20 protein-coding genes and 1 pseudogene are annotated in these 19832 nt (G+C 60.4%); 13 read left to right on the plus strand and 8 right to left on the minus strand.

All coding sequences use genetic code 11. From position 1 onward, the window contains the following. The first annotated feature begins 218 nt into the window (after positions 1-218). Positions 219-1190, plus strand: coding sequence for a ParB/RepB/Spo0J family partition protein (locus V1289_RS08445; protein WP_334396514.1), 972 nt, complete (start codon positions 219-221; stop codon positions 1188-1190). Beyond that, complete coding sequence (locus tag V1289_RS08450) at positions 1184-2218, plus strand: MFS transporter (protein WP_334396516.1); 1035 nt, start codon at positions 1184-1186, stop codon at positions 2216-2218. The genes V1289_RS08445 and V1289_RS08450 overlap by 7 nt, the downstream gene beginning before the upstream one ends. 633 nt (positions 2219-2851) lie before the next feature. On the opposite strand, the gene V1289_RS08455 is transcribed toward V1289_RS08450, so the two are convergent. Continuing rightward, a complete protein-coding gene (locus V1289_RS08455; RefSeq protein ID WP_334396517.1) occupies positions 2852-3868 on the minus strand; it encodes an integrase core domain-containing protein in 1017 nt (338 codons plus the stop codon). Between the two features lie 77 nt (positions 3869-3945). Here V1289_RS08455 and V1289_RS08460 point away from each other — a divergent pair, with 77 nt between their 5' ends. The 6 genes and pseudogenes from V1289_RS08460 to V1289_RS08485 all read left to right on the plus strand — a co-directional run bounded on the left by V1289_RS08460 (position 3946) and on the right by V1289_RS08485 (position 7480). Then, the gene (locus V1289_RS08460; RefSeq protein WP_334396518.1) at positions 3946-4608 is read left to right on the plus strand and encodes a hypothetical protein; all 663 of its coding nucleotides are present in this window, start codon (positions 3946-3948) and stop codon (positions 4606-4608) included. Continuing rightward, positions 4605-5234 (plus strand): hypothetical protein, encoded by a 630-nt coding sequence (locus V1289_RS08465; RefSeq protein ID WP_334396519.1) that lies wholly within the window; start codon positions 4605-4607, stop codon positions 5232-5234. The genes V1289_RS08460 and V1289_RS08465 overlap by 4 nt, the downstream gene beginning before the upstream one ends. Positions 5235-5249: 15 nt before the next feature. Beyond that, positions 5250-5825: a hypothetical protein gene (locus V1289_RS08470; protein ID WP_334396520.1), complete on the plus strand. Its 576-nt coding sequence runs from the start codon at positions 5250-5252 to the stop codon at positions 5823-5825. 24 nt (positions 5826-5849) lie between these two features. Beyond that, on the plus strand, positions 5850-6344 hold the full coding sequence (locus tag V1289_RS08475) for a hypothetical protein (protein ID WP_334396521.1): 495 nt from the start codon (positions 5850-5852) through the stop codon (positions 6342-6344). Positions 6345-6400: 56 nt separating this feature from the next. Continuing rightward, a pseudogene (locus V1289_RS08480) lies at positions 6401-6598 on the plus strand (DUF1810 family protein); the annotation flags it as partial. Positions 6599-6673: 75 nt separating this feature from the next. Beyond that, positions 6674-7480, plus strand: coding sequence for an EcsC family protein (locus V1289_RS08485; RefSeq protein ID WP_334396522.1), 807 nt, complete (start codon positions 6674-6676; stop codon positions 7478-7480). A 15-nt stretch (positions 7481-7495) separates the two neighbouring features. On the opposite strand, the gene V1289_RS08490 is transcribed toward V1289_RS08485, so the two are convergent. The 3 genes from V1289_RS08490 to V1289_RS08500 all read right to left on the minus strand — a co-directional run bounded on the left by V1289_RS08490 (position 7496) and on the right by V1289_RS08500 (position 9943). After that, positions 7496-8125: a cell envelope biogenesis protein TolA gene (locus V1289_RS08490; RefSeq protein ID WP_334396523.1), complete on the minus strand. Its 630-nt coding sequence runs from the start codon at positions 8123-8125 to the stop codon at positions 7496-7498. A gap of 36 nt (positions 8126-8161) precedes the next feature. Further along, complete coding sequence (locus V1289_RS08495; protein WP_334396524.1) at positions 8162-9067, minus strand: ribonuclease Z; 906 nt, start codon at positions 9065-9067, stop codon at positions 8162-8164. A 324-nt stretch (positions 9068-9391) separates the two neighbouring features. Then, the gene (locus V1289_RS08500) at positions 9392-9943 is read right to left on the minus strand and encodes a TetR/AcrR family transcriptional regulator (RefSeq protein ID WP_334396525.1); all 552 of its coding nucleotides are present in this window, start codon (positions 9941-9943) and stop codon (positions 9392-9394) included. Positions 9944-10168: 225 nt separating this feature from the next. Between V1289_RS08500 and V1289_RS08505 the strand changes: the two genes are divergently transcribed. From V1289_RS08505 to V1289_RS08520, 4 genes are all read left to right on the plus strand, one after another. Beyond that, positions 10169-10858, plus strand: a complete 690-nt coding sequence (locus V1289_RS08505; RefSeq protein ID WP_334407346.1) for an antibiotic biosynthesis monooxygenase family protein — start codon at positions 10169-10171, stop codon at positions 10856-10858. Positions 10859-11116: 258 nt separating this feature from the next. Further along, on the plus strand, positions 11117-11890 hold the full coding sequence (locus V1289_RS08510; RefSeq protein ID WP_334396526.1) for an SDR family NAD(P)-dependent oxidoreductase: 774 nt from the start codon (positions 11117-11119) through the stop codon (positions 11888-11890). 128 nt (positions 11891-12018) lie between these two features. After that, positions 12019-13164, plus strand: coding sequence for an alkene reductase (locus V1289_RS08515; RefSeq protein ID WP_334396528.1), 1146 nt, complete (start codon positions 12019-12021; stop codon positions 13162-13164). Between the two features lie 218 nt (positions 13165-13382). Further along, entirely contained in the window at positions 13383-14771 is a 1389-nt protein-coding gene (locus tag V1289_RS08520; RefSeq protein ID WP_334396529.1) for an MFS transporter, read from the plus strand. 290 nt (positions 14772-15061) lie between these two features. Here the strand turns inward: V1289_RS08520 and V1289_RS08525 are convergent, their stop codons facing one another. Together V1289_RS08525 and V1289_RS08530 are read right to left on the minus strand one after the other, a co-directional pair. Further along, complete coding sequence (locus V1289_RS08525) at positions 15062-16696, minus strand: FAD-dependent oxidoreductase (protein ID WP_334396530.1); 1635 nt, start codon at positions 16694-16696, stop codon at positions 15062-15064. Positions 16697-16758: 62 nt separating this feature from the next. Further along, positions 16759-17619, minus strand: a complete 861-nt coding sequence (locus V1289_RS08530; RefSeq protein ID WP_334396531.1) for an alpha/beta fold hydrolase — start codon at positions 17617-17619, stop codon at positions 16759-16761. Between the two features lie 95 nt (positions 17620-17714). Between V1289_RS08530 and V1289_RS08535 the strand changes: the two genes are divergently transcribed. Continuing rightward, positions 17715-18329 (plus strand): TetR/AcrR family transcriptional regulator, encoded by a 615-nt coding sequence (locus V1289_RS08535; RefSeq protein ID WP_334396532.1) that lies wholly within the window; start codon positions 17715-17717, stop codon positions 18327-18329. A gap of 49 nt (positions 18330-18378) precedes the next feature. On the opposite strand, the gene V1289_RS08540 is transcribed toward V1289_RS08535, so the two are convergent. Continuing rightward, complete coding sequence (locus tag V1289_RS08540; RefSeq protein ID WP_334396533.1) at positions 18379-19140, minus strand: alpha-ketoglutarate-dependent dioxygenase AlkB; 762 nt, start codon at positions 19138-19140, stop codon at positions 18379-18381. After that, positions 19127-19633, minus strand: a complete 507-nt coding sequence (locus V1289_RS08545) for a DUF1993 domain-containing protein (protein WP_334396534.1) — start codon at positions 19631-19633, stop codon at positions 19127-19129. The genes V1289_RS08540 and V1289_RS08545 overlap by 14 nt, the downstream gene beginning before the upstream one ends. Between the last annotated feature and the right edge of the window lie 199 nt (positions 19634-19832).

The following is a 19832-nucleotide window of genomic DNA, read 5'->3' on the forward strand; positions in this document are numbered from 1 at the left end:
TGATCACGATCAGCGCCGCTCTACCGGCTATTGCCGATGATGACATCGATAGGCCGTCAATCGAAACAAGCGCTATTTGGGGCAATATGTAATTTTCCCGTGGAAAACTTTTCTGCCAATTTTGCACCAGCACTGAATCTCGCTTGAGCCTTTCAGGCCGCGTCAACAAATTTTGCGCGAATAGAGCGATTTGATGGGCATCCAGGGAGCTGGAATAGTTGAGCCCTGAGATGTGGGCATCGCCTTTGAACGTTCGGACCGTAGCACAAAACAGAACAGGCGCACCAGTAAAGCTCGATGTCTCTGAATATATGGCAATGGTCGCTGGAGGTTCAATGCCGGATTCTAGTGAAGATGGACTGCCGCCCGCGCTGGCTCCGGATCATACGCCAGCACAGCTCGGGGCGTCGTCGGCATCGCTCGCGCAGCAGATCCCAGATGCCACTTATCCGGCCCCTTTGTCGCAGGGCTGCCACGACGCTCGCGAGGCCAGCGCAGCGACCCCGCTGCCGCCCAATCCCCTCAGTGAACCGCTGGACGACCCCCTCGATACTCGAAACGCAGGTGATTTCCGGCTGGTGAAACTGGCTGACATCGCAATCGGTGAGCGGCTGCGTGGTGTCGTTGAGGGGTTCATCGTCACGATCGTCCAGTCGTTATCCACCTATGACGTCATCCAGCCTCCGGTGGTCCGTCCCGATTTACTTAATACCGGCAAATTCCTGCTGGTCAGCGGCTTGCAGCGCATCAACGCCGCGTATCTCCAGGGCAAGGACGGAATTCTTTGCCGCGTGGCCGAACTCACCGACACCCAGGCCGCGCTGTGGGAGATCGACGAAAACCTCGTTCGTGCCCCGCTCAGCCCCGCCGAAGAAGCGATCTTTATCGATCGCCGCCGAGAGCTCCATGAGCAGCTGCACGGCAAGGCCAAGGCCGTGGGCGCGGTCGCCGCTAACGCCGCCATGGGACGGAACGCAACCGCCAAATTGGCGGATGCGTCGTTTACCGCCGATACCGCCAAAAAAACCGGCAAGTCTCCGCGCACCATACAACGCGTCGTCCAGAGGGCGGCCAAAAACGGACGCGTGGATCTGGCGCGAATCGCTGGGACCAGCCTCGACCGCGGGGCCGAGCTCGATGCGTTGCCGCTGGTGCCACCGTCGTGCAGGGAGCAAGCGCCGCAATGCTGATGCCAAACAGCCTCGCGATCCTGGGCCAGAGTTTCTCTGGAGAGGCGAAAGGCCGGGCGATAGGCATATGGGCGGCGACCGGAGCTGCTGCGGGCGCGATCGGTCCTGTCCTTGGCGGGTGGCTCATCGATGCCGGCAGTTGGCGCCTTGCCTTTCTGATCAACGTTCCGCTGTCTGCAGCTGCGATCATACTGGCGTCCCGCTACGTCGACAGGAACGTCGACGACGCAGCCGGCAGTCTCGACTGGTTAGGTGGAGCGCTGGTCACGGCTGCATTGGCCCTTGCGACCTGGGCGTTGACCGAAGGATCAGGGCGGGCCTGGTCGCCTTCCGCCTTCGTCGTCCTCGGAACGGGCCTAATCTTCTTGCTCCTGTTCCTGTCTGCGGAGCGACGGCTTGGCGACAGGGCCATGACGCCGCTCTCGTTGTTCGGATCTCCAAGCTTCGTCGGCCTCACGCTTTTGACACTCCTGCTGTACGGCGCTCTCGGCGGGTTGTTCGTGCTTGTGCCCTATGTGTTGATTCAGGCGGGCGGTTACGCCGCGACGCAGGCCGGCGCTGCGCTCCTGCCCCTGCCACTGGTAATCGCCGTGGCATCGCCTGCCGCCGGTGCGTTGGCAGCCAAGGTGGGTCCACGATGGCTGCTGATCACAGGACCGGTTATCGTCGCGGCCGGGTTTCTCCTGGCGGTGCGGATCGGATCGGACACAAGCTATTGGCTCGGGGTATTTCCCGCGATGGTCGTGATTGCTTTGGGAATGGCTGGTGCGGTCGCCCCGCTCACGACAGCAGTGTTGATGTCCGTCGACAGCCACCACACGGGTGCAGCATCCGGGCTGAACAGCGCAGCAGCGCGTACTGGCGGATTGGTTGCTACAGCCCTTATTGGACCTGTGATAGCGTCATCCGGACCTGCTTTGCTTTCAGCTTTTGGCGTCGCCGCAGCGATGGGCGCAGTCATCTGCTCCGTAGCAGCGGCGAGCGCTTTTACGTTGATCGCCCCGCCGGGAAAACCCAACCATCGGTAGAACGATGATGACGGTTGCTCCTCCCCTCGTCCTGTTCTCAAATCCTGACGATACCGACCCGACCTATTCTAAGTTCGGATCATCCCTCCAGCAGGACTCCCACTTCCGCTGTCCAACACATGCCGACCGTGATGTCTCGGCGAATGTCCGCCTTGCGCCAGAAGTGGCATGTCGCGCCTTCATAAACGCGCAAAAATGGTCGCTCGTCATTGAATGAACCGCTCACGAGAGAGCGACGCGGTGGGCGGGATGGCGGAGGATCCCCTATGCCTGTACGTCGTGTCAGCCCCAGTCGTCAACCTTGGAACAAACGATTGCTCGTCGGCCAGAAGAAGCCTCTCGAACCGAAGCATGTATGGTCGATTCGAGTTCGGTTAGAAATCGCAGGATCAAAGCGCGATCTTGCAATCTTTAATCTAGCAATCGACAGCAAGCTGCGCGCTTGCGATCTGGTCAAATTACGGCTGGACGACATTTGCTCTGGGTTAAGAGTGCGGCAACGAGCAACGATCGTACAAAAGAAGACTGGTCGACCAGTCCAATTCGATATCACGGAGCAGTCGAGGAATTCCGTCGAAGCCTGGCTACCATCGCTCCGGGCCGCCGGCTCTCGATACCTGTGCCTGTCGTAAATTAAATCCGGCCATATCGGTGATGGAGTCCACCCAATATTGGGCGACAAAGAATGTGCCCGGCGCGATCGACGGCGCGCGAGACCGGTGCATCTTTCTCCAGGGATAGATGAGTGCGGGTCCCATTGTAATATTTCATGTAACAGAGCAGTAAGTGACGGAGGTGGCGTTCGCTGAATACAATGACGTGGTCGAGGCATTCCCTGCGGATCGAACCGATCAGCCTTTCAGCATATCCATTCTGCCAAGGCGAGGCTGGTGCGGTAGGCTTGTCCCGGATGCCCATGGAGCGCAATCGGCGGGTGACGACGCTGCCATAGATCCGGTCGCGATCACGGATGAGGTAGTGCGGAGCCTCATCCCAAGGAAACGCCTCCGTTATCTGACGTGCAACCCACTCCGCCGTCGGATTTGCTGTGACGTTGATCCAGACGAGATCTCTGCGATCAAGCCGGATGATGACGAAGCCATACAGCAGCTTAAAGCCAATGGTCGGTACTACGAACAAATCCATGGCGGCGATGTCCGGCGCGTGGTTTCGCAGAAAGGTCCGCCACCCCTGGCTTGGTGGTCCTCGGTGCTTGACCATGTACTTGGCGACACTTGATTGAGCGACGCTAAACCCGAGCTTGAGCAGTTCGCCGTGGATGCGCGGCGCACCCCAAAGCAAATTCTCTGTGCTCATCTGCCGGATCAGCGCGCGCAATTCTGTCTCGATCTGCGGTCGCCCGCCCCGTCGACACGATTTCCAACGCCAATAGCGGCGAAAGCCGGCCCGATGCCAACGTACCAGCGTTTCGGGTCGAATAATCATGAGAACCGGAAGGATCGACGGGAACCAGCGATACAGCTGAACCAAGAACCAGCGGTCGTTGTTCGTGAGGCGAGCCCGGCCTTTCAGCTTGCGTCGCAAGACGATCAGCTGATGTCGAAGCACTGCATTCTCCGCCTCAAGCCGGATGTTCGACTTGAATGGCGAGGCCAGCACGGCCAGAACGAAGCAGATCAGCGCGATCATCGCGCCAACTTAGCCGATTCTATCATTCGATAAACCCGGATAGGGTTTTCGGTACACACAAGCGCAAACAAAGCATATTGAACGCTCGCAACATTGCCGCGTCGCTCGGTTACCCGATGATTCGCGCCGGCCATGTTCCGATGACCCACGTACAGGTCAGGCGTAAGATCAGGCCCCAGCTCCCAGCAACCACGAAGTTTGAGCCAGAACCTGCAATAGCGGAAGCAGAGTACCAGTACATGCTCAAAGTCATGGACGATATGTCCGTGATGATGGAGCGCAGCCCCACAGCATTCGAACGCCTGGAGGAAGAACATCTGAGGGACTTCTATCTTGTCGTCCTAAATGGCCATTACGAGGGCCGAGCGACAGGCGAAACCTTCAATGCGGGCGGAAAGACCGACATCCTTATTCGGGAGAACAACAGGAACGTCTTTATCGCTGAGTGCAAATACTGGCACGGCCCACAGACCGTGACCGACGCCCTCGACCAGTTGCTTGCATACCTGACGTGGCGCGACACCAAAGCTGCGCTTGTCATGTTCAATCGCAATAAGAACTTCACCGCCATGGTCAAAAAGATGGTCGAGACGGCTACCGAGCATCCGAACTGCAAGCGTAGTCCGACACAGGAGACCGAGACTCGCTTCAGGTACGTCTTTGCCAGCAAGGACGATCCGGCGCGCGAGATCATTCTCAACGTCATGGCTGTCAACGTCCCGAACCCGGTTGAACCATGACGGAGGAATGGCCGAGCTACCACAGGGGTCGGCGGGATCACATCCATGCTCTGGGCGTGATTGCCTTGGGATACAGCGCGTTCGAGCGCGGTCTCGTCACGATTTACGCCAACCACTGCGCCCAACAGCACATGCCCTACGAGTTGGTGTACCTCTACTACTCGTCGCTTAACGAGAAGTCCCAGCTTAAGGCCATCAGGACGATATTCGATACATACGAGAAAGAGCCGGCTGCCCTAGCATTCGTTTCGTCACTAATCGATTATTTCAACTGGTGCTCAAACGCTCGAAACACCCTGCTCCATTCCGAGCTGTATCCCACACTTTTCGGTGGCGACACAGATAAGCTTTATCTGACAAAACCGATCTCCAGGCGAGAGCCCGACTCGACTTACACGTGGCTCACCTTGGACGAACTTCGCGACATCGCCGACAAGATCGAGCACGGGAAACGGGAAAGCGCGGGATTCTTGATTTACCTGCGGTGCCGTGACATCCCGGCCGACCAACTGCCCGTCGGCTACCGCGCCATGCTGCAAGACCCTATTCCGTCACCATTGGTCACCCCACTAGAATTTGAATTTGTCTCCCCACCCCGAACACGGATCGATGCCTGGCCACCTTAGAGACCGGAAACGGTGATGTTCCCGATCCACAATACATTCCCGCGAGAAATGTCGGTCATTGGCCGATTGCTGGTCGATTATGGCGAGCTTGAACTCGACCTGATGAATTGCGTTCAGGTGGCGAGATCATTTGATTTGAACGCCACGCTTAAAGTCATGTTCAGGGTGCGAGGGGAATCCAACCGTATCGACATCGCTGATGGACTCGGCCGGACTGCCTACGTGGCCGTCAACTTAGAAACCGAATTCGACAGCATGATCGCTGCGATGAAGCATTGCCTTCGGATCAGAAACAAGTACGCACACGCCTACTGGCACGACCCCAACATGGGAAAGACGCTCTGCTATGTGTCCGTCGAGGAACTGGCAAAGGAACCAGCCGAAGTCCGCGATCTCACGACTCTGAAGTTCTTTTTTATCGATGAAGAGCTCTTGCTCAGACAGGAAGCGTTCTTCTGGTATACGCGAAATTTAATCACCTACCTCAATTATCAGGGGAGATTCAATTCTGGTGCTCTGAAACAGCAGATTTTTCCTCTGCCAGCGGCCGTTGCCCCGCCTCCCTACTTCCTTCGTAGCACTCAGCCGTAGAAACCAGTCACCCATAGGTGCAATATGAACTTCGAGAGTCCGTTTTCCAATGTCAAGTTTAGCGCCCTCAAAGCGGGTGACTTTTTCTTCCACCCTCTGACCGGAGACCATTCCCCTGCTTTAAAGGTCATCCGCGCTGACGGCAAAGAAGCTATGATAGACCTCAACTTGGAACAGCAAGATGGGAGACGCCAGCCCTCTTTGGTGGATGTTGATGACCTAGACACCTTGGTAGTAGTTTCAGTACCTGCCGCCATCATTCGCCCAAAGCCAGGGATTGCGAACATCATCAGCGGCGCCGCTGGTGCCGGATCGATAGGCATGGGTTCACTCATCATAACACCCACAGACGTGCTAGTTCGCGTAAGAGGGCCGAACCTACACACCCTCACGTATAGCATTACGAGCGGAAACCAGATTTCGGGCCCTGACTCGGCTAATTCTATTTGGTCTGCTGAATGGCAAGTGATTATTAAAGATGGCGACAAGGAAACAGTCCTTTTCGAGCGCGGGAATTAGCGCCATCTGGCGCGGCCGTTTTCCTCGCCAATTATTACTGAGGCAGATGCACAGGCCTCGTTCTGGCGGCAAGCGAAAAGACCATAACCGATATCCTCGGTTCTCCGGATGACATGAAATTCCGGTCGTACATGACGCTGTTCGACGCCGTTTCGAAGCTGGAACTCTTTGCGGAAGCCATCGCCGCGTTCTATCCAGACGGGAAGGACCGTGCGACTTTGGAAATTCTGGAAACGAGCCGACGCCTATCGTGATTGCACTCCGGTGACAGGGAACTCGGCCGCAGCTCACTTGTTCTTTCAGGCGCCCCCAAACGAACCGGATGAAAATTGTCGCTGCAAGAAACCTCAGAAATCACCATCGAGGACCGCGAAGCCCTGCGCAGGGCCGTCAAGTCGCTTGAGCATCCGAGCCTTGCCGGCCGGCTCACCAACCTCGTCGGCAAGCCCGTCGAACTTATAGGTTACGCGCTTCCCTCTTTCGCTTCCAAAGCCATCGCTTCCGCCACCTCGAAGGGGCTCGAAGCGGCGCTCAAGGTCGCGTTGCGCACGCTCCGGTCTTCACCCCGGATCAATTCGCAATTTCTGCATCGGGTGCTCGCGACGGCATCGGGCGCGGCGGGAGGAACGTTTGGACTGGCCGCGCTTCCGGTCGAACTGCCGGTTTCGACTACCATCATGCTGCGGTCGATCGCGGACATCGCACGCAGCGAGGGCGAGGACCTGTCCGATCCGGAGACCGCCCTCGCCTGCGTCGAGGTCTTCGCATTGGGCGGGCGGGCTGGATCGGCTGACGCATCGGAGAGCGGATACTTCGCTGTTCGAGGTATGCTCGCCAAGACAGTGACGGAAGCCGCCCGGTTCGTCGCCGAACGCGGCCTCCTCAAGGAAGGTGCGCCCATCCTGCTGAAGTTCGTCACCCAGGTCGCTGCACGCTTCGGATTGGTGGTCACGCAGAAGGTTGCGGCGCAAGCCCTGCCCCTCGTCGGCGCCCTCGGCGGTGCAGCGGTGAACTACGCGTTCATCGAGCATTTCCAGGATGTCGCCCGTGGTCATTTTACGGTGCGCCGCCTTGAGCGGCTCTATGGCAAGGAGCGGATCCGCTCCGAATATGACTTGATCGCCGGACAGCTTTGACCGGCGGCATCAGCACTAGGAACTCTGGCCCCGAGCACGCCGCAGCGCCGCATCCAATCGCTCCTTCTCCTTTCTCCAGCGGGCATTTTCGGCCTGCGCTCTCTTCTCGATAGCGTCCGCCTCGGCCTGGATGGCTCCGGCTCTGTCCGCATGCTCCCGCTCGGCCTTGTCCAGCGCCGCTTGCGCCTTGTCGATGGCCTGCTGCCGGCGATCACGCTCCTTCTGCCTGGCGGATTCTTGCTTCGCTTGTTCACGCTCGCGGTTCCTCTGCTCCCGTTCGTAGGCGACAGCGGCCTTCTGCTCCGCCGCCTTGTCGGCCGGCCGGGAGGATGTCTTCTTCGGTTTGCGGGCGGCCGGCTTGCGGGCGGCTTTAGATGGTCGTGCGGTGGCGTTACCTAGATTCGTCGGCAACTCGGCATGCTCCTTGAAGGGCCCATTCGAACCCACAGGACGCTTGAGCATGACGCCCGGCTTCGCCATGGTCGCTGCCACGACGTCCGGATCCTCACTCTGCTTGGCTGCGCCCTGGTGAAAGAGATTGCTGTCGGCGCCCCAGGCTTCCAAGGCGGCCTTCATCGAGGGCGCCGCTATCGCAAGGTCGAAGAATCCCAGCGAAGTTTCGTAGGTCTTTAGCTTCTTAGCCATTCGACATGTTCTTTCGTGGACATCGTCGGCAACGCTTCAGACCGCAAGTCGATCGAGGTCAGCCGCCACTCGGGAGTTCGGGAATATTTTTGTCGCCTCCGCCAGGATCTCCTCGTCGGTATAGCGGCCCGAGATGTGCGTAAGGACGAGTCGCCTCACGCCGGCGGCCGCGGCAAGCTCGGCCGATTTCGCCGCGGTGAGATGGCCGTATTCGAGGGCCATGGCGGCATCGCGTTCGAGGAAGGTCGCCTCGATCACCAGCAGGTCGGCGTCCCGGACGTGCTCAGACAAGCCGCCCGTGGTTTCGGTGTCGCCGACCACCACCAACTTGGTGCCGCGCGCAGGCGGCCCCAGAACGTCTGCAGGGTCGATCGTCCTGCCGTCCTGCAGCGCCACCGGTCGTCCCGCCGCCAACTCTCCGCGCGCCGGTCCGTCCGGGACGCCTAGCGCCGCCAGCCGCTCGGGCAACAGATGCCGCCGCGCACGCGCTTCGAACGTGAACGCGAAGCTGTCGGTGTCGCGGTGGCGGACCGGGAAGCAGTCGACGGTGAATTCGCCGGCGTCGAAGACCTGTCCTTCGGACAGCGGAACGAGTTCGAGCGGAATGGGCGCCCGCCCCTCGCCCCACAGACCCGCGAGCATCCGGACGACGACATCCAGCGTGCCCGGCCCGCCATGGATGGTCATCAGGTCGGAACTCTGCCGCAGCCGCAGCGTGGAGAAAAGACCGGGAATGCCGAGCGCGTGGTCGAAATGGCCATGCGTCAGCAGCAGGCGATCCAATCTGCGGAATCCGGCGCCGCTCCGGAGCAGCTGGCGCTGCGTGCCCTCCCCGCAATCGACCATGATGCGGCGGCCACCCGCCTCGACCAGAAGGCCCGGGTGATTGCGATCGGCAGAAGGAACGCTGCCGGACGTCCCGAGAAAGGTCAGATCGAACATCGCGCGGGTACCTCCCCGCTCTTCGTTTCTCCTACCGAAGACCTCCTCGTCCCGGTTCCTCGATCGCAAGACCGGGACGCACGAACTCGTCCCATCTTGTGAGAAGAGGCAGACAGCAGACCCGGTAGAGCAGCCAGCAGGCGTAGATGACGTCGGCGGAATAGCACTGGCCCTCCGACAGCTGTCTTCCGGGACGTCGACGCCGCAGTCGCCGCATTGGATGGGAGCGCCGGGCCGATCGGCCCTGTGGCTGGCCGCTTCCGCCAAGCGGTCCTTCGTTAGCCGTGATCTCGAAACAGAATTCACGCGGCACGAGTTCGAGGCTTACTTCGAGCGCTGGCGACCAACTTTCGCCGGCGCAGGTTTCCACGCTCGGGCAAACTCACGCGTAGCTCGATCGTATGTCGCGAAGTCACTTACCGCATTGGCCACCACCAATGCGCCCGTGATCGTTGCCAGCAATTGCGAGGCCTCATCCGACGAGAGGCCCTCCTGCACGAGCTTTTCATGGCACATCTTGAAGAACTTCTTTACTTCCGCTGATACTTCCAACGGCAGATCCATGGTTGACGCACCGAGCACGGCGCATGGACACATGCGATCCTCTGAGTGCAGGGTCCCTCGGAACGCTTTCACCCAAACCTTCACCGGGTTTGGCTCCTTCTGGAGCTCCCGTTCGATCAAATCCGCCGTCTGTGCGGTATAGCGCTGGATGACGGCAGCCGCGAGATTCTCCTTGGTCGGGAAATGATAGTGGACGCTGGAACTCTTGACGCCCACGTCCGCTGCAATCTCTCGAAAACTGAAACCGTTGAAGCCGCCCTTCCGCATTCTCCGCTCAGCGGCGTCCATGATGGCGGCGGCGACGTCACTCATTGGATCTGCTCCCGTGGCTACCTCTCGATAGGTAGGGCTTACAGAGATCAAAAAACAATGCGCCTGTCAGTCTATCTATCGATAGGGCATTATGCTAAGCAGGGCAGCGAACGTCTTTCGCAAGCCTGATCTTCGGGCCCTTGGCCGGGCTTCGGCCCGTCGATCGCGACAGGAAGACATCACCCCTCCCTCGGGCACGAATCTCAGGCAAGCTGGGTGATCAAGATGTTCTCGGTGATCTTCGAAGTCCATCCCAAGAAAGAGCAATTCGACCTTTACCTCGCTCTTGCGAAAGACTTGAAGCCGATCCTAGAGGGCATCGACGGGTTCATCGACAACGAGCGCTTCGAAAGCGCGCGTCGGCCGGGGTGGATCCTGTCGCATTCCACATGGCGAGACGAAAAGTCCGTTGTGAGATGGCGCACCATCGCCAGACACCACGAGACTCAACAACGCGGGCGCGACGATGTCTTTCAAGATTATCGTTTGCGGGTTGGCGAAGTCGTGTCGGATACGGCGCTTCCCGATGGCGCCCCTCTGGTTGAACAGCGTTTGGACGAGACGGAAGTCGGTGCCGGAAAGTTTGCGACGCTTACCGAGGCTTTGCCAGCGTCGGCTGGAGCTGGGTCGCTGGCTCCGTCGGAGCTCGCTGACCGCTTGTCGCTCGATCGAAGGCACCCGGCCCTGATCGACCACGATGTTTTCTCAAGCATCTACAATGCGGGAAAACTTGCATTGTTGGCGACCTGGCGCGACCGCAACTCCGCTGAGCAGTTTGAACCACAGCTGGTCACCGAGGCTGACGCTGTTCGTCATCGCGTCGTGCGCATCGTACGTGACTACGGCATGTTCGATCGACGTGAGAGCCCACAATATTATCCTGACATACAACGTGGCCCGACGACGCACCGATAGGCTCCGTGGTTCACCAAAACAAAGCCAGCATTTGCCCGCGGCAAATCTGAGGCCGCTCCGCACTCGCAATTGCACCTCTCCCTGCTCAGCGAAACGACATCGAGGGAAACCTTTCAGCGAAATCGTCAGTCCTTCCGCCGCCCGTCACAAAATCGTTCCTCTCTATCGATAGATCGGGCTTGACGCATCCAGCTTCCAGGGGTTAGTTCTCCGAAATTCATAAATCTATCGATAGGTAGATTCACCAGGGAGTTACCCATGCGCTTTCAGGACAAGGTCGCGATCGTCACAGGTGGCAGTTCAGGCATCGGCAAGGAAGTGGCGACCCGATTCGTCGCGGAAGGCGGTTCTGTCGTCATCGTCGGACGCGATGCCGCCAAAGCTGAGGCCGCAGCCAAGCAAATCGACGCGACCGGAAAGCGCGCGGTCGCCCATGTGGGCGACATTTCCCTGCCGGCGACAGGAAAAGCAGCGGTAAAGACAGCGCTCGATCGCTTCGGCCGCATAGACGTGCTCTTCAACAACGCCGGCATCTTCGGGCCGAAGCCATTCCTCGATGTCACCGAAGAGGAATACGATCGTTTCCTGAACATCATCCTCAAGGGCAAGTTTTTCATCGCGCAGGCGGCGGCGAAGGCCATGAAGGCTGCGGGCCGCGGCGGCGCGATCGTGCAGACCGGCTCTATGTGGGCCCTGCAGGCGATCGGCGCCACGCCATCATCGGCCTATTCGGCGGCCAATGGTGGCGTCCATGCGCTGGTCAAGAACCTCGCGATCGAGCTCGCCCCCGACAAGATCCGCGTGAATGCGATCGCGCCCGGCGTGATCGAGACACCGGTCTTCAGCACGTTCCTGACACCAGAACAGGTGAAGACCGTTTTGCCGACCTTCAATGCGATGCACCCTCTTGGCCGCAACGGTCAGCCCGCAGACGCGGCCGAGGCGCTTCTGTTCCTTGCCTCGGATCAGGCGAGTTTCATCACCGGTGTCATCCTTCCGGTCGACGGTGGCGTCATGGCTGGCAGGCAGTGATCGCTCGTGACCAGGTCGACGTCCGACATCGGTGATCCGTCCCGCGCCTGACCGCGCGGGGCCAACCTCCCCCGTCACGCCCCTCCCTTCCCTTTCCGGCGCAGGCCCGTCACGAACGGAGAATCCCAGTGGGTACAAACGTTCAAAAGAAACTCTTCACGCCGGTTCAAATCGGGCCCATCACACTGAAACACCGTGTCGTCATGCCGCCGATGAGTCGGCTACGGGCGCAGCCAGGGACGGGCATTCCGAGCGACTTGCAGCTCGAATATTATACGCAGCGCGCGTCTGACGGCGGGCTGATCGTCACGGAAGCGACGGCGATCGCGGCATCCGCGCGAGGTTACTACCATGCGCCCGGTCTCTACGCCGACGACCATGTGGCGGCCTGGAAACGGATCACGGATGCAGTTCACGCCAAGGGCGCATACTTCTTCACGCAGCTTTGGCACGCCGGCCGCACGACACATGTCTCGATCACTGGATCGCAGCCGGTCACGGCGTCTGTCGATCCGACTTACTGGGCTGATCCGAGCATCGTGGTCGATACGCGTGACGGGTTTCGTCAGACATCGCCGCATCGAGCGCTGGAGACGGCGGAAATCGCCGGTGTTCTCGAACAGTACCGCGCGGCCGCCCAGAACGCGAAGAAGGCGGGTTTCGATGGTGTCGAACTGATGGCGGCCAACGGCCACCTGATGGATCAGTTTCTGCAGGACAACACCAATAAGCGGACCGACCAATACGGCGGTACGGTCGAGAATCGAATGCGTCTTCTCGTCGAGGTCGTCCAGACGTTGGCTGAGGTCTGGGGTGCGGATCGGGTCGGGGTTCGACTCGCGCCAAGCGGGACGTTCAACGGCATGGGCGACAGCAACCCCCGTGCGCTGTTCCGCTCGGTGGCAGAGCGGCTCGACGGCTTCGGGCTCGCGTATCTTCACCTCATCGAACCGCGGGTGAAGGGCGGTGAGACCGTTGCCGAAGCGCAGGCGCCGGTCGCAGCCCAGGAATTGAGCAAGATCTTCAAGGGACCAGTCATCGCAGCCGGTGGATTCAATCCGGAGACGGCCGAGGCAAGCGTGGTCAATGGCGATGCGAGCCTAATCGCCTTCGGCCGTCACTTCATCGCGAATCCCGACCTGCCCAGGAGGATCGAACTCGGCTTGCCGCTGAACCCATATGACCGCAGCACCTTCTATGGCTACACCGCGCGCGGCTACACCGACTATCCCACCTACGAAGCGTCCTTACAGGCTCTGCTTCCCACTTCCTGATTGAGATTGCGAAATCCCTGCGGATCGTCCGCGCGTCGGCAGGACCTCTTGTCATTGATCTGCATAGCCGAGCTCATCGCGCAGGGTCGCGGAATAGCGGAATGGATGGTTTCGTGCTCAGAAATGGCGAAAATAGTTTCGGTGAGGCAGCGGGACAGCCGCAGGCTCACGCCATGTCACCGTCTTCGACGGCTCGGTTTTCTGGCCGGAAGCTGCGCATGTTGCTTTGTTGTGCCGGCGCGCCCTTCCTCATCATGCTCGACACCAACATTGTCGCGGTCTCGCTGCCGTCTATCGCGCGCGACCTGCACGGCGGATTCACTGATGTCGAATGGGTCGTCAGCGCGTATATCCTTCCGTTCGCAGCACTGCTGATGCCAGCAGGCGCCTTGGCCGACCGTCTTGGGCGGCGGCGCATGCTGCTTATCGGGCTGTCGATCTTCACATTCGCCTCTTTTCTTTGCGGTGCGGCACCCAATCTCGCTACGCTGAACGGGGCGCGCGCATTGCAGGCGGTCGGCGCCGCGCTCCAGCTGACGTCGTCGCTGGCCGTCGTCGCACACGGATTCGAACCTCACGAACGAGACCGCGTCTACGCGATCTGGGGCACCGTAATGGGCATGGCGCCGCCTCTCGGTCCGATCCTCGGCGGCCTCGTTACGTCCTATCTGGGATGGCGATGGGCGTTTTACATCAATTTGCCGTTGGGCGCCGGATTGATCGTCCTCGCCCTGACGTCGGTCGCGGAATCTCGCGACCCGAAAGCGTCAGGCTTGGACTATCGGGGAATCCTCCTCTTTGGCGCCGGTCTTTTCAGCGTCGTGTGGGCTCTGATCGATGCAAATAGCATCGGCTGGGAGAGTGCGCCGACAATCATCAGATTAGCCGTGGGCGCGGTCCTGCTTGTGGCGTTCGTTTTTGCCGAACGCAAACACCCACGCCCGATGATCGACCTGTCGATATTCCGCGATCCGACCGTCACCGGAGCAGCCGTCGCTATGCTGGGTTACGCGGCCGCGGCACAGGTCATGATGACGATCCTGCCGCTCTATCTCCAGGATGCGTTTGTTCTTTCGCCGGCGATCGCAGGTCTCGCAATGATACCTTTCGCATTGCCGCTGCTGATCGGTCCCAGCGTGGGCGGCAGGCTCGCGACGCGCATGTCGAGCCGTGCGATCCTGAGCTTTGGTCTTGGATTGGTCGCGCTTGGCAATGCGATCGCGGCAGCAGCCGTGCTGGCGGACCTCGCATATTGGACGGCTGCGATCGGCATGTTCATCACGGGATCCGGCGCGGGCCTGCTCAACAGCGAGACGGCGAAAGCTCAAGTCAGCTCCGTTCCGCCAGAGCGCGCCGGAATGGCCTCCGGATTGGCAAGTACGACGCGGTTCATTGGCATCATCGCCGGTGTCGCGGGGCTGGGCGCAGTGCTCGCGGGCGTGGCCGAGGCCAACCTTCGAAGGCTTGGAAAGCCCCTCGTGCTCGATCAGAGGATCGATTGGCACGACCTGAGCCTTCGGATCGTGGGCGGCGACGCGAGCGGTGCTTTGTCGCTTTATCAGATCCGATTCGAATCGCCCTCCAAGGCACGGTGCACGCCAGCGTAGCAGCCGGCTTCGGTGCTGCACTCTCCGTTGCCGCGGTCGTCGCAGTTTTTGCAAGCCTGGCGAGTTGGCGGCTCATCCGGGCGGCTGGAACGCGCTCATCCTAGAGCGGGACACGCAGCATATGTTTGCCACCGACCTGCCGGCACCGCGCTTCGTGCAGCGTCGTCATAGGTGGCGGGGTCGATGTGCAGGTCGAGCAGGAGGTCCGGGTACGCCGACCAAAGGCAGTTCGACTGCCTCACCTGCCTGCGACAAGCCGCCGACGCTCCATCCGCTTAAGTCACCATGGACTACGAATGAAGGGTGGCGAGGTAGGCATGGATCTGAGCCACAGCCGCGGCACCCTCGCCGACGCCGGCCGCCACGCGCTTCACCGATCCGCGCCGCACGTCTCCGATCGCAAAAACACCGGGGCTGCTGGTTGCCAACGGCAATTGCGGATCGCTACCGGTGGCGACGAAGCCCTTGTTGTCCAGGGTGATACGCCGATCGAGCCACTGCGTGTTGGGATCGGCACCGATGAACAAGAACATGTGCCGTGCGTCGACCCGGCGACTGTCGCCGCTCTCACGGCAGGTCATGTCGATGCTTTCCAGTGTACCATCTGCCGTACCCGACAATCCGGTGACGGCGGTGCGGACCCGCAAGTCGATGTTGGGCGTCGCCTCGATCCTGTCGATCAGGTAGCGGGACATGGAGGCATCGAGGCCCGATGAGCGGACAGCCAGATGTACCTGGCGCGCGTGCGCGGCGAGGAAGACAGCCGCCTGCCCCGCAGAATTGCCTCCTCCGACGAGAACGATATCGCGGCCCTCGCACAGGGCCGCCTCGATCGTCGTCGCCCAGTACGAGACGCTGGTTGCCTCGAAGCGGTCGAGGTTTTCGATCTCTGGCCGCCGGTAACGCGCGCCCGACGCGATCACAACCGTCCGTCCATAAATTGAAACGCCATTGTCGAGTGCCACGCGGTGCAACGGTGGCTGCGAGCAATCGAGTTCGACGACCGAGACCGGCACCGCAAATTGAGCACCGAATTTCTGAGCTTGAAGAAATGCGCGCGCCGTAAGCGCCTGGCCGGAAATGCCGGTCGGAAATCCCAGATAGTTCTCGATCCTCGAGGAGGCGCCCGCTTGGCCACCGAACGAGCGGCTATCGACAACCAGAACGGAGAGCCCCTCCGATGCCGCATACACGGCAACAGCGAGGCCTGCCGGGCCCGCGCCAACGACGATCACGTCGTACGTCGTTCCAGGCTTAATATCGGGAACGATTCCCAGCCCTACTCCCGCCTCAGTATCGCTGGGCCGCCGCAGCACCGTCCCGTTCGGGCAGATCAGGATCGGCAAATCGGCCGCCTGCACGCCGAGGCGCTCGACAAGGGCTTTACCTTCAGTACCACCTGCATCGATCAGCGAGTGCGGGTAGCTGTTCCGGGTAAGCAGGCCCCGAAGGCGAACCGTCGCCGGCGATCCCGCTTCTCCAAGGATGACCGAGCCAACGCTGTCCCCCTCCAACAGCGCGGCGCGCCGCAGGATAAAGGCTCGCATCATCAGTTCACCGATGTCCGCGCTGCTGATGAGCAGAGCTCGAAGGTGAGGGAGATCGAACGGATAGGCTGTGCACCCGTCCGGTCCCGCGCAGACCATGGCCAAGGAGGCATGCCCGGCAAGATCGCTTACTTCTCCGCTGAACTGACCCGGTCCGCCGGTGGCAAATATCCCCTCCCGGCCCAGACCATCCCGTCGGCTCGCAACGATGCCCCCCTCGACGACCAGCCACACGGCCATGTCCCGATCGCCGACATCGAGAAGCTTTTCGTCCGGTGCAAAACGCCGCTCAGGACCGCTCGCGAAACGAAGAGCGAACTGTATTTGAGCCGGAGTCAGCGTCGGAACGATTTGGGCCAGTCGGTCGTCCAGCAGCATACCAAGTGCCTCGCTGATGGGGATTCGGTTCGTGCGACGCCGAATCGTACGGGTCAGATTGGTCAGCCGGCCCAATGGCCGCGCAGCAGCCGATTGAATGCGTCCGCCCGCTCCTCGGGAAAGAAAAGCCGCGCTCCGGAGAGCTCGACAGGCGGTCTCGCTCCTGGGATCGCCTCGGCCAGCCAGTGCGCCCATTCCACCGGAAAGTAGACATCGTCCGTGGCCCAGACGATCAGCGTCGGCGCCTTGAGCTGACGCAATTGGGGCTCGATGGCCAAAGTGTGCTTGTTGTCGAATGCGCCGACGAAGCGCTCCAGATCGTGGGTACGCTGCTCGTTGCGCAGGTGTGGCCGCAGGTAGATTTCGATATCTTCATCCCTGACGGCTTCGGGGTGCTCGTAGGCCGGGCCAAGCGCACCTGGCGAGCGATAGATCGATTTGTCGCCGAGCATTGCGTTGAGGGTTTTGCTCAGCCCGCCGGCAGCAACCATTTCCACGAAAGGTTTGAACGCTTCGGGCGGCCAGTTGTCATGGGTATCGCAGTTGGTGAGCGTCAGCGTCCGCACCCGATCCGGATTGAGCGCGGCGAAGATCTGGCAAATTCCGCCGCCGCTATCGTTTCCGATCAGATCGACCTGATCTATATGCAGCGCGTCGAGCACTTCCTTCAGCATCTTCGCGTTGGCGGTCACAGACACATCCTGAGCCGCTGCGATCTCCGTGTCGCCGTGCGCAAGCAGATCGACCGCGATGCAGCGCCGAAAATCCGAAAGCGCGCCGAGCTGGTAGCGCCACATGTGCTTGTTCAGCAGCACGCCGTGCACGAAGAGAGCGACCGGTCCCGATCCCACTTCCACGTAACCGATTCGGCCTGACGGCGTGTCGACGTGGCGAACGGCCGGCGTATCCTGTTCGTTGCTCATGAGGTCCTACTTCGCTCTATCGATAGGTAGAGCACGGGATAACTCTGGAAATCTCTGCCGTCAACGTCTATCTATCAGTAGAGATAGGAAATGCGATGAACGAAACGGCAGAGCGCCTGATGGACCTAGCCGAGGCTCGCATTCGCGAAGCGGGCTACCGTGGCTTCAGCTTCCGCGATCTCGCAGCCGAGATCGGCATCAAGAGCGCCAGTGTCCACCACCATTTCCCGACCAAGGCGGGAATGGCCGCTGCGGTCGCGCGCCGGTACGGGGATCGCTTCTTCGAAATGGTTGCGCGGCGGCAGGATGAGAGCGGCGACGACGTGATTGCGATCTATCGATCCGTATTTCGCAGCGCGATCAAACGGGATGGCCGGATGTGTCTAGGCGGCATGCTTGGCGCTCAAGCGGGCGGTCTACCGCCCGAGATCGTGCAGGAAATCGAGATGTTCTTTCGACGCTGCATCGACGACCTTTCGAGCAGAATTGGCGGAGCGGATGCTGTGGCTCGGGCGTTCCATGTGATGGCGGCCTTGGAAGGAGGCCTGATTCTTGCGCGTGCCTATGGCGACATCTCTGCGTTCGTCAGGCGACTGCGGGGCTTACCGGGTCCACATTCGCAGTCGCCTGATGATCGCGCGAAAGCGCGCTGTCATGCTCCCGGCTCCGGGCTGAAGCGACGTCACCATCGCCGCGGACGTTTTGTCTGATCACTTCGCCCCATCTATTCGCCGATCTGACAACCGCAATGGTGGAACGCTAATCGCTCGAGGAGCTTCGGCCAGGGCGAAACGTACGCAAGGTCACGGAGTAGCGCAGAACGTCCATCGGCGCGATGCTGTGCTGCCAGCTGTTCCGCACCGGGCCATGGAGCAAATACACCGATCGTGGCTCGACATGCGCGGACCGGCGCTCCCAGCCCTCCCCCAGCCTCCGACGCAGCCGCAATGTGCAAGGCGCGAGAAACGACACTGCGACGATATCTTCATACGACGGTCGGTCGCGGTGCCAGCCGATTCCAGCACCCGGCGCATATTCCGTCACCATGAGCTGTTCAAACGCCTCGGCCGGTACGCCGCTGATCTGGCTTGCAACGTCGGTGAGCGGCAGAAGGTAATCGGGAATGCTCGCATCGGCGCGTGGCTCTTGGCCTGCGAAGACATACCTGTGCCCGAAGGTGTATATGCGGCGATTGCCTTGATGGCCGTGAAATTCGAAAGGCTTCAGGGGCAGCTTTTCAAATCGCTGAACGAGGCTCTTTTCGTCGGCGGTCGATATTGCATCCGGGATATATTGGAAACCGGCAGGCAGCTCAGGCTCCCCGAACAGGTTGTCCATGCTGCTGATGGGACTGCTGGTGTATTTCGCTGAAGCGCGTTTCACGGGCATCGAATCTGGAGATTCTTCTTGGGGGCTCGACTTGTAGTGAGCGGACGGCTTGCCGCAGGGCGACCGCGCCCCCGATCGGCGCCGAGAGGGTCCGGGCAAGAAAGGAGAGCCTGTCTTGTCAAGCTTGGACAAAATTCATTGGCCCAAGGAAGTCCATCTTGCCGACGTCGACGCCGCCGTTGCGGAGGACCGCGTACGTCATCGCAATGTGAAAATAGACGTTCGGAATCGTTATCTGAAGCAGATAGTCCTCGCCGCCGATGACCTTCCCGGGAACCCACGAAAGGCTGACCTTGCGGCCTTCTGCGCCTTCGTATTGTGCTTCGTGTACGCTTTCGGCGAAATCGACGGTTTTCCGAATGCGAGCGCGCAGCTCTTCGAGGGTTTGCTCATTATCTTCGTGCTTTGGAGGCGTCTGCCCCGAAAGCCAGGCGGCGGCGGCCTTGACATAGTCGCAAGCGCTCTGCACCTGGTAGATCAAGGGCTTCATGTCGGGCGCAAGACGGCCGCTCAACAGCACACGGACGTCAAGCTGCTTGGCAGATGCAAATTGTTCGGCCTTGCCGAGCAAGACCTCCACATTCTTCAAGGACTGGACGCACTGCGAAACGACTTGATAATACATGGGATCTTCCTTTGGTAGACTTTGCGCTAGTGGCTTGTCATGCCGTCGTAAAAGGGGGCCGTTGCGTGCTCAAACGGCCCTATAGAAAGCGTCCTGGTCCACGTCCACGAGACGAAGATGAGGATATCTGGGCAAACGGCGCCGCGGAATTGGCCGTATCCTTCGCGGCGCAAGTTTACTCACAATCCTTGCAAGGGCG

The sequence above is a fragment of the Bradyrhizobium sp. AZCC 2289 genome, from assembly GCF_036924615.1.
Classification (GTDB): Bacteria; Pseudomonadota; Alphaproteobacteria; order Rhizobiales; family Xanthobacteraceae; genus Bradyrhizobium.